This is a genomic window from Bacillus hominis, assembly GCF_018332515.1.
GTDB classification, from domain to species: Bacteria; Bacillota; Bacilli; order Bacillales; family Bacillaceae_G; genus Bacillus_A; species Bacillus_A hominis.
Genome location: NZ_BOQD01000370.1, coordinates 1 through 10,202, shown reverse-complemented (window position 1 = coordinate 10,202; position 10,202 = coordinate 1). Strand labels below are relative to the sequence as shown.

General features: G+C 34.5%; 9 protein-coding genes and 1 pseudogene. 3 read left to right on the top strand and 7 right to left on the bottom strand.

Annotation, left to right across the window (positions count from 1 at the left end; genetic code table 11):
- A pseudogene (locus KI356_RS25060) lies at nt 1–268 on the top strand (flagellar motor switch protein FliG); the annotation flags it as partial.
- A 38-nt stretch (nt 269–306) separates the two neighbouring features.
- Nucleotides 307–1,089: a CheR family methyltransferase gene (locus KI356_RS25055; RefSeq protein WP_128281714.1), complete on the top strand. Its 783-nt coding sequence runs from the start codon at nt 307–309 to the stop codon at nt 1,087–1,089.
- Nucleotides 1,090–1,129: 40 nt separating this feature from the next.
- On the opposite strand, the gene KI356_RS25050 is transcribed toward KI356_RS25055, so the two are convergent.
- From KI356_RS25050 to KI356_RS25020, 7 genes are all read right to left on the bottom strand, one after another.
- Entirely contained in the window at nt 1,130–1,846 is a 717-nt protein-coding gene (locus tag KI356_RS25050) for a hypothetical protein (RefSeq protein ID WP_128281563.1), read from the bottom strand.
- A gap of 27 nt (nt 1,847–1,873) precedes the next feature.
- Nucleotides 1,874–3,199, bottom strand: coding sequence for a transglycosylase (locus tag KI356_RS25045; protein WP_212936790.1), 1,326 nt, complete (start codon nt 3,197–3,199; stop codon nt 1,874–1,876).
- Nucleotides 3,200–3,228: 29 nt separating this feature from the next.
- A complete protein-coding gene (locus KI356_RS25040) occupies nt 3,229–4,875 on the bottom strand; it encodes a flagellar motor switch protein (RefSeq protein ID WP_212936789.1) in 1,647 nt (548 codons plus the stop codon).
- A 336-nt stretch (nt 4,876–5,211) separates the two neighbouring features.
- Nucleotides 5,212–7,200 carry a chemotaxis protein CheA gene (locus tag KI356_RS25035; RefSeq protein WP_212936788.1) on the bottom strand — a complete coding sequence of 663 codons (1,989 nt, stop codon included), beginning with the start codon at nt 7,198–7,200 and terminating at the stop codon, nt 5,212–5,214.
- Nucleotides 7,201–7,327: 127 nt separating this feature from the next.
- Complete coding sequence (locus KI356_RS25030; protein WP_000940573.1) at nt 7,328–7,696, bottom strand: response regulator; 369 nt, start codon at nt 7,694–7,696, stop codon at nt 7,328–7,330.
- A gap of 151 nt (nt 7,697–7,847) precedes the next feature.
- Complete coding sequence (locus tag KI356_RS25025; protein WP_033711751.1) at nt 7,848–8,525, bottom strand: OmpA family protein; 678 nt, start codon at nt 8,523–8,525, stop codon at nt 7,848–7,850.
- A gap of 19 nt (nt 8,526–8,544) precedes the next feature.
- On the bottom strand, nt 8,545–9,378 hold the full coding sequence (locus KI356_RS25020) for a flagellar motor protein MotP (RefSeq protein ID WP_128281567.1): 834 nt from the start codon (nt 9,376–9,378) through the stop codon (nt 8,545–8,547).
- 172 nt (nt 9,379–9,550) lie between these two features.
- Between KI356_RS25020 and KI356_RS25015 the strand changes: the two genes are divergently transcribed.
- Entirely contained in the window at nt 9,551–10,153 is a 603-nt protein-coding gene (locus tag KI356_RS25015; protein ID WP_128281568.1) for an HD domain-containing protein, read from the top strand.
- Nucleotides 10,154–10,202: the final 49 nt, after the last annotated feature.

Genomic DNA, 10,202 nt, shown 5'->3' with positions numbered 1-10,202 from the left:
TGATTATTTAAAAAAACACGGAGCTGAATATATTGCTTTTGATCATCCTTCCGACTCCATTTATCGATCAGATTATATGTTTTTTGTAAAGCAAATTGTCGAAGATACTGATTTAGTTCTCTGTTTTTATAATGGGGATAAACATACGTCTGTCATTCCTATTGACATTGCAAAAGAAGCAGGAATTGACGCCGTTATTTATGATTTACCTGGCTTACATGAAAAGCAGATGAAAAAAAGCTTTGAACAAAAAATCCGTATGATGTAAAGGGGGAGCACAATATCGTTATTGTGCCTATTGTAAATATGAAAGCTGAACAAGATTATAATCATTTTATTACGAGTTTTAAACAGCTATTTAATATGGATATCGCTTCTTATAAGCAAGATAGAATGCGCAGAAGAATCGATGCTTTCATTTCAAGAAAAGGTTTTGACAATTATACAAACTTTTTAACTAGTTTACGCACCGATCAAACATTATTTTTAAGTTTTATTGACTACATTACGATTAACGTTTCAGAGTTTTTCAGAAATAAAGAACGCTGGCAAACATTAGAGACAAAAGCTCTACCAAAGCTACTTGGACAAAATAACGGTAAATTAAAAATTTGGAGTGCTGCTTGCGCTGCCGGTGAAGAACCATATACACTTTCTTTAATCTTATCGAAGCATCTAGCTCCGTTTCGTTATGAAATTCAAGCAACTGATCTTGATTTTCATGTTTTAGAAACTGCGAAACGTGGTCAATATACAGAACGCTCTTTAAAAGAATTACCTAATGATTTAAAACAACGTCATTTCACAAAAGAAGATGATACATATATATTGCATCAAAATATTAAACAGCAAGTTACATTCAAGCAACATGATTTATTAATGCAAACATTTGATACGAACTACGATTTAATCATTTGTCGAAATGTAATGATTTACTTTACAGAAGAAGCAAGAATAAAGCTCTATGAAAAATTTAGTCGTTCTTTACGAAAAGGTGGCGTACTATTCGTTGGTAGCACAGAACAAATTTTAACACCCGAACGCTACAACCTTCAGCGTTTTGATACATTCTTCTATGAAAAAATATAGCAAAAGGTCGTCATAAGTGAAATGACGACCTTTTGCTATATTATAGAATACGAATCAATATGATACCTATAACCCATATAAAGAGAAATAAAGCTGTAACAGACCATTTATGCTCTTGAATCGTATGTTTCAATGCATGCGATAATTGCGTCATATTCATTTCTGCAAGTGCTCTCCACACACTTGCATCACGTTCTTTGGAAATACGATCCGTACCGCTAATTAAAATTGTTTCGTTAGACAATTTTGTTATGTAAGCTGTAATAACTGTTATCATTAAATTCGTATTTCCTTCTGATGTATCTTGTTCCACTCTAGAAATGAGCGCACTTACATCAAGTAACGGAATATGCACTTTTCTCCCAAACGAAAGCTGCACTTCAGCAAAATCATACGTTCCGTCTAATAACGGAACTCCCTTTATATGCGCTTGTTTAATAAGCCCCTGCAAACTTCTAACAATTTGTTCATATATTTTTTCCGATTGCTTTCCTTCCTCGGACAACATATGTAGCTTTGAAAACAACTGCAACACTGTATCCATTTCCTTAGAAAGCATCTCTTTTACAATCTTTCCATCACCTAAACTCGCAAGTAGAATCCCTATTTCATTATTTTTCGAAATGATTTGGGACTGCCCCGTAAACACAAGGTTACTCCGTTTTCGTTCTTTCTGAATTTCATGTTCTGAAATAGCTGCAGGCTGTTTTAATGGGTGTAGCGTCTTATTTTCAATTGTAGTACGTTTAATTTCCATTTAAGCGCCTCCACTACTATCAAATTATTAGCCCCACTCTTTATTACTCTTTAAAACTAAAAACAGTACAAATAATCCTGACATAATAGCAAACACATTAGAAGCTTGTACTCCCTGTTCACTTTCTTCTTTCTTCTCTTGTTGTTCTTCTATTTTATCTTTCTTTTTAGAAACGACTTGATTGTCATTTTTGCTTTTTTTCTCTTTATGAGCCTTCACATTATTTACTGCCTTATTGTCTGTCGATGGCTCTTTTATAACGTAGTTGATTTCCACTTTCTCGTCTTGTTTTAGGATTTGAACAACTGGAAGTTTCTCTTTCGGAAGCGGAGTCTCTATTTTCAACTCTTCCTGCTTCTCAGCTTCTTTCTTATCTTCTAGTTTATTTTGATTTTCATGTTCTTCTATCTTTTTATCATCTTCCACTTTTTGTTCGATAATAGAAATGCTATATTCACTCTCTGTCACAAGCTTGTTACCTGCCGCATCTGTTACTTCCACAATAAGTTGGTGCGGACCAATAGGTAACGCTTCTGTTATTTCAATTATTTTCTGCCAATCCATGTCGTGTTTATTATAGTCTAATAAAAAAGCAATATCGTTACCTTCTTCTTTTCCCTTTAATATAACTCGCACTTCTTTAACAACAGATTCTATATCTACCGTCTTTACTCGTATATGAACGGATTCTCCCTGTTTCCGTTCAATGAAGTTCTCTTTCGCCTCATCAATAGTAACCTTCTCTAACTTCGGCCATTCTTTATCTATAGTGGGTGTTTCGTTATTTATTCGAATGAGCGGAACATTTAATTCATTCTCTATTACTTCTTCCTTCTCATCTTCTTTATAGCTTTCAACGAGCTGAAGATTCCAATCACCTTGCAAATCATATATTCCGACTTTGTAATTAGCGACCCATCGTTTCGTTTCTTCTTCATACTCGAAAGATATTACTCTTTCCTGTCTATACTGCTCACCATTTTTTTGTAATTGTAATATACCTTTTACACTTTGAGTATTTTTTTCATTTGGCTCTAAAGCAATTCGCAATTCTTCGCCAACCTTTAATTCCTGCTTATTAACTGTAATAATTCCTCGTTCTGTTTCTATCTTTCTTTCTTCTCGTTGTTCTTTCTCCTGCTCATTCTCTACTGCTTTTTTTTCATCTTCAACCGAGGGCATTTCCGTTCGTTCCGACTGTTCCCGATTTTCTATATTTTGCTCTTCTTGCTCATTCACTTCACTTACATTTTGCTCTTGTACACTTATTTCTTCCGCTCGACCTTTCAATGGAAGTAAAATACATATATGTAAAAATAGCCAACTAACTAGAAAAAACTTTACGTTTTTCATCTATTTGTTCAAACTCCTATTTCGACGCCCTAGAGCGATTTCGTCACTTTCACTCCGAAAAACCCATCTACATTTACAAGCTCTCCATACGCAACTAATACATCGTTCACATAAATTTGAATGGGTTCATCAATATCTTCATCAAGTACGACCGCTTCGTTTTCTTGTAAACTTAAAATATCTTGAATTGTCCTCACTGTACTTCCAAATACAAATTTAACATTCATTTCTACATTTTGTAGAATAGATGCATCCATATACACTGGCTCAACCTGTTTAACTTCTTGATATTCAATCGGCTGTACGACTGGTGCAAGAATTTCTTCCTCTTCAATAACTTCCTCAACTACTTCTTCTTGCTCTTCCATCATCGGATAAAGAAGTCGTCTAACCATTTCTTTCGCTTCTAATATTGGTAGTATTTGATACATCTTTGACTGAAGAAGGTCACCAATTTCAATGTTAAACGTAATTTGAACGAGCTCGTCTACTTCCATCGCTTCTCCCAAATACTCCATTTCTTCTTTTAACGAAACAAATTTAACATCTGGTGGTGTCATATCCATTTTTTCTTTAAATATTTCTGACATTGCTGTTGCAGCATGCCCCATCATTTGGTTCATGATTTCTTTAATGCCACTTAACTCTAATTCACTTAGTTCTTTCTCCGGATCAACCTCACCTGTTCCCATCATCATTAAATCTACCATCGTTAAAGCAACGTCTTTCGTAAATACGAATACGTTCTCATTCTTTAATCCTTCAACAAAATCGACATTTAATATAACAAATGGAACTGGCACTCCGTCATAATGACGAACATTAATTGCCTCTACATTTGGCGTACTAATAGAAACAGGCTGATTTAAAAGCGTCGATAGTACGGTTGAAGCCGAACCAATTGAAATATTCGCAATTTCACCAAGTACATCTTTCTCTTCTTGTGTTAACTGCTCTTTCTCAACATGTTCTTCTACAACCTCAGTTTCCATCACTTCCGCCTGCTCTTCTATTCCTTCTTCCACACCACCAGATAATTGTAATAATTTATTTATCATCTGTTTCGCATGTTCCACTGAAACAATTTGTACAAGTTTAGAGTCTATAAGATTATCTATTTTTAATTCAAACGATACTTTAACAATTACATTATTTCCATTAATACTAGAGATTTTCTCCATCTCTTCCTTAAGTTTCACAATTTTAATTGTAGGTGGGGACATATCCACTGTATCCTGGAAGAATTCCGACATAGACGTTGCTGCGAATCCCATCATTTGATTCATTGCTTCTTGTACTGCACTTAGCTCTAATTCACTGAGCTCTTTCCCTTCTTCAACTACCCCTGTTCCCATCATCATTAAATCAGCAATAGATAAAGCGACGTCTTGCTTTAAGACAAGTAGATTTTCCATATCTAATCCTTTTGTGAAATGGATATTTAATACAACATGCGGAATTTCAACATCACTTGTATCATATAAATCCACCAATTCTATATGAGGAGCAGTAATATTTACTGGCCTATTTAAGATTGTTGATAATACAGTCGAAGCTGAACCAAATGATATATTTGCAATCTCGCCAAGAATATCGCATTCTTGAGGCGTTAAATGCTCATTTTCTTTTTCTAGCACAATCGTACTCGTGTCCCCTTTTGTGTGTTGCTCAGGCATTTTCCCTGCCTCCTCATTTCTGTTTTTCTTTCAACGATATAAAGTGAAACTTTAATCAGTGGGGGTTTTGTTCATCCCCCACTGATTATTAGCCTTCACCAATCGGGCGTTTACGGGCAGCCCGACTCCCACCTAACTTCTTTGTTCCAGCCGCATTTTGAGGTGGGAGCTTTACTGCCCACAAATAGCAGGATAAACTTTCTATTACGCTCGTTATATTTATCAAACGTATTATTCCCACAATATTTGCAAACGACTGTTGTCACACACTTAATGAATAGTTCTAACCAAAAAGCTCCCCAATTGTATACAAGTGGGGAGCTTCCTTCATTCCTATTATAAACCTTCTGGGTTTAAAATGAGGACCACTCGTCCATCACCGAGAATTGTCGCACCAGAGAAATAGTTAGAGCTCTCTGCAAAGAAGTCGCCTAATGACTTTAAGACTATTTCTCTTTGACCGATAATTGTGTTGACAATAAGTCCATAGCTACGATGTGAATTACGAACAATTAATACAGGAACCATTTGACTATCATATGATGCAAACGCATCATCTACTGTTTTTTCACCAAATACAGCGTTTAAATGTTTTACTTCAATAATTTGATTACGATAATTTAAAACGTCTTTTCCTTGTAACGATTGAATGTCTTCCTTTTGAATTCGAATCGCTTCGACTATATTACCGAGAGGCAACGCATAACGCGTATCATTTGTTTGAACAAGCATTGATTGAATAATAGACAATGTTAACGGAAGTTCAATTCTGAATGTACTTCCTTTTCCTTCCTCAGAATCAATAATTAAATGCCCTCCTAAACTATGGATCGTATGTTTAACAACATCTAATCCAACACCACGTCCAGAAAGGTCCGACACAACTTCAGCTGTACTAAATCCTGGTTGGAAAATAAGATCATACACTTCACGATCCGTTAATTTATTTGCCTCTGCTTCTGTTATAACACCATTTTTAATCGCTTTTTCTAATACTTTCTCTTTATAAATACCGTTTCCATCATCAGTAATTTGAATTACGACATGATTTCCACTATGAAACGCTTCTAATTTAATAGTACCTGTTTCATTTTTGCCGGAATCACGGCGTTTTTCAACAGTCTCAACCCCATGATCAATTGCATTGCGAATTAAATGAACGAGTGGATCACCAATTTCATCAATAACTATTTTATCAACTTCAGTATCTTCACCTGTAATTTGTAAATCGATTTTTTTCCCTAAATCTTTCGCTAACATGCGCACCATGCGCGGGAAACGATTGAAAACTGTTTCAATTGGTACCATACGCATATTTAATAGTACATTTTGAATATCTTTTGAAATATCCCCTAATCGATTTAAATGCTCGATTAACTCCTTATTTTGAATCGTTTCTGCTAATTCATCAATTCGTCCACGCTCAATTACACTTTCTTCAAACATATTCATTAATCTTTCGATTTTTTCTAACTGAACACGAATAGAACGATTCTCCACTTTAGCATTTTTCGTTTTTGTAGTACTTTTAGTTGACGTATTGCTCACCGAGCGAGTTGGCAGCTCTAAAGATGACTCCAGCTGTGTGGTTTCAACCTGTTGAATCGTTTCTTCCACCTGTACGACTTCTTGTACTTTATGGTTACCTTTCTTCACTTCTACTTTCTCAATTTCAGAAACATGAAGCACTACTTGTTTCAATTCTTCAACACTACGATCGGTATTCATATATACTGTAAACTCAAATCCAAAAGCATCCGCTTCAATTTCTTCAATGCTTGGAACCGTTTTTTGTATATTACCTAAATTTTGTAATGCTTCAATACACATAATGGCACGTACTGCTTTTAAAATAGCTTGTTGTTCAACAGTTATATATACTTCATGTGAAACTGTATCATCATTATTTATACTACTTTGCTCTGCATTTTCCATAGAAGCTTCTACATTGCCGTTCAATAATGCTTCTAATTTAAGTTTCGTTAATACAACATCTATATTACCCATTCCGCCTTGCTGCACATCTGCAACCATCTTTTCTAAATTATCAATGCATTCAAAAATAACATCAATAATATTAGCATTCACCATCATATTTCCATGACGGATTTCGTCTAAAACACTTTCCATCTTATGCGTTAAATCCGCCATCTCTGTAAATTCCATACTCGCAGACATACCTTTAAATGTATGAGCTGAGCGAAATATTTCTCCTACAACACCCATATCGGCAGGATTCCGTTCTAAATTTAGCACATTTTCATTTAGCGACTGTAAATGTTCTTCTGCTTCTTCAAAAAATATATTTAATAGATCTGTTTGCATTTTAATCCCCTACCTGTCTAACAAACATTTCATTTATGTATAACAATTTAGTGTTTTAAAACAAGAAAAAAGGGGGCCACATATCTATCTACTATCATTGCTTTGATTCCTTGTGGCACCCCTTATATTAACTGTTTGCTACTTTTGTTAAAGCTTCAATAACACGATCCGCTTGGAATGGCTTTACAATAAAGTCTTTTGCCCCGCCTTTAATTGCATCTAACACCATACCTTGTTGTCCCATTGCGGAACAAATGACAACCTTTGCACTCGAATCAATTTTCATAATTTCTTTTAATGCTTCAAGTCCGTCCATTTCAGGCATCGTAATATCTAGTGTTACAATATCAGGTTGCAGCTCTTTATACTTTTGAATCGCTTCTATCCCATTCTCTGCTTCACCGATAACTTCAAATTCAGAATTACTTTTTAACAAGTTTTTAATCATTGTTCGCATGAACATCGCATCATCTACAACTAAAATTTTATGTGCCATTCTTTTCGGTTCTCTCCTTACTATGTATAAAAATATCTTAATATTTCACCTTATCATTCTCACTCATTATACAAAATAAAACGATAAAATTTAATATTTTTTTAAAAGAATTTCTGTATTTTTATTATTTTATTACTAAAATAGAAATATATTATTCCTTAATATATATTACAACGCGACGGTTCTTCTCCCAATTTTGTGGTGAATCATTTGGTGCTACTGGTTTTGTGTCTGCATATCCTACCGCTGCTAACCTTTTATCATCCACATTATACACTTCAATTAAATGATGAATCATATTAGCTGCACGCGCTGAAGATAATTCCCAGTTGGAAGGGAATTTTTCATTATGAATCGGTCTGCTATCTGTATGCCCTTCTACAACAATTGGATTTGGTACCGATTGAAAGAACCCTACTAATTGACTAATTACTTCTTTCGCTTCTGGCTTAACATTCGCATCACCCGTATCGAATATTAAATTGTCTACTATAACGATGCTAACACCTGTATCTTCTCGATATACATTCACTTGACTAACACCATTATTATCCACATATGCTTTTAACTTTTTATACAATTCATCCATGCGCTTTTTTGAAACTGCTTTTTCATCATTTTTTTCATGTGAAATATCTGGTATTGTATTTTCCGTTACTTTTACATCTACTTGCTCCGCGTCACTGAACTTTTCAAGCATCTTTGATAATTTTACTGTATCTTGCTTTGAAGTCGCAACTAGTAATACAAAGAAAGTGAGCAATAACATCGTTAAATCAGTAAAAGTCGTCATCCAACGAGGCGATCCTTTTTGCGGTCTTTTTATCATCATACCACCCCTCAAGCTATTAAGCCGCTCGTTTGTCTTTTGTCATCTTCGTTTCATATACGTATGTATCAAGTTTCAACTTTAACTTAGAAGGAATCTGTCCTCGGTACAGCTCTGAAATTGCTTCTATTACAAACTTCTTCTCTGTATACAAATCTTCAATACCGCGATACACTTTTTCAGATAGCGGTATTGCAATCATATTTGCAATAATAGATCCATACAACGTCGTCAACATAGCGACTGCCATCCCTGTACCAATTTGAGATGTATCTTGCAAGTTTTGAAGCATAATAATAAGACCTATTAGCGTTCCTATCATGCCCCATGCTGGAGCGAAATCACCAATTTTATCTAATAATGTTGCTCCTTTTCTTAATTCATACACCTCTGTTTCAACATCTTTCATTAACACTTCTTTTAATTCATCTTCATCATAGCCACTTAGCATTAAACGAATCCCCTTTTGAATAAAAGGATTGTCTACTTGCTCTCCATCAACTTCTAATGAAAGCAAACCATGTTTTTTAGATTTTTTCGAAAAATCAACGAATAAATCCGTTAACTGTCCTAAATCTTCCTCTCTTCTATGTAAAACAGTAAAAATGCTTTTCGTATATTTTTTTATTTCTCCAAACCTATATGCCACAATTATTGTCGCTGTTGTTCCCCCTATAACAATTAAAATAGATGAAACATCTAAAAAATTTTTAAAAGCTTTTATTCCACCACCGCCAAGCATGATCGCCGCTATTACAATGGCAAAACCTACTATAATGCCCACTGGGCTAGAAATATCAAACTTCCTTCTTTTTCTTTCTGGTCTAGCAAATACTTGATTTTCGTCTCCCATATTCCTGCCCTTCCCTTTTCATTTTTATAAAACATTTTTTTATTTTAATAATGCGTTTTCACATATAATGCTCATTATACGCTTATCATCTATTTATCGCAATATACTCATAAAATTGACACATTTCATTTCCATATTAGAATTATGGTATGGGAATAAGAGGAGGATCACGATGGAACATAACATTTTACAAGTCATTGCATTAGCAGAAAAACTAAAATACGAAATGCGACATAGTTGGCTTTCTAACGGACGGCAAGAAAGTGTTGCCGAACATACCTGGCGCATGTCTCTAATGGCCATTTTAGTTGAGCCTTATTTAGATCAAAAAGTAAACATTGAAAAATTACTTAAAATGGTCATAATTCACGATCTTGTTGAAGCAGAAGCTGGTGATATTCCTGCCTTTGATACAATGAATAGCCGTGAATTACAATTACAAAAACAAAAAAATGAGCAAAAGGCTATTTTAAATATTAAACATACACTAGAAGGTTCTCTTGGAGAAGAATTATACGATTTATGGATGGAGTTTGAAGCAAAAGAAACGTACGAAGCAAAAGTTGCTAACGCACTTGATAAACTTGAAGTGAAAATTCAGCATAACGAAGCTGATATTGATACTTGGCTACCAATTGAGCATAAAATGACTTTCCAAGTTGGTAAACATACAGATTTCGACTCTTTCTTATCTAAATTACAAAAAATCATTGAACAAGACGGAGAAAAAAAATTACTCGCTGCTGGCATTGACGTTGAAGCATGCAAACAGTAACCATTTAATTATGAAATAAGACACTCATTTTGAGTGTCTTATTTCATAA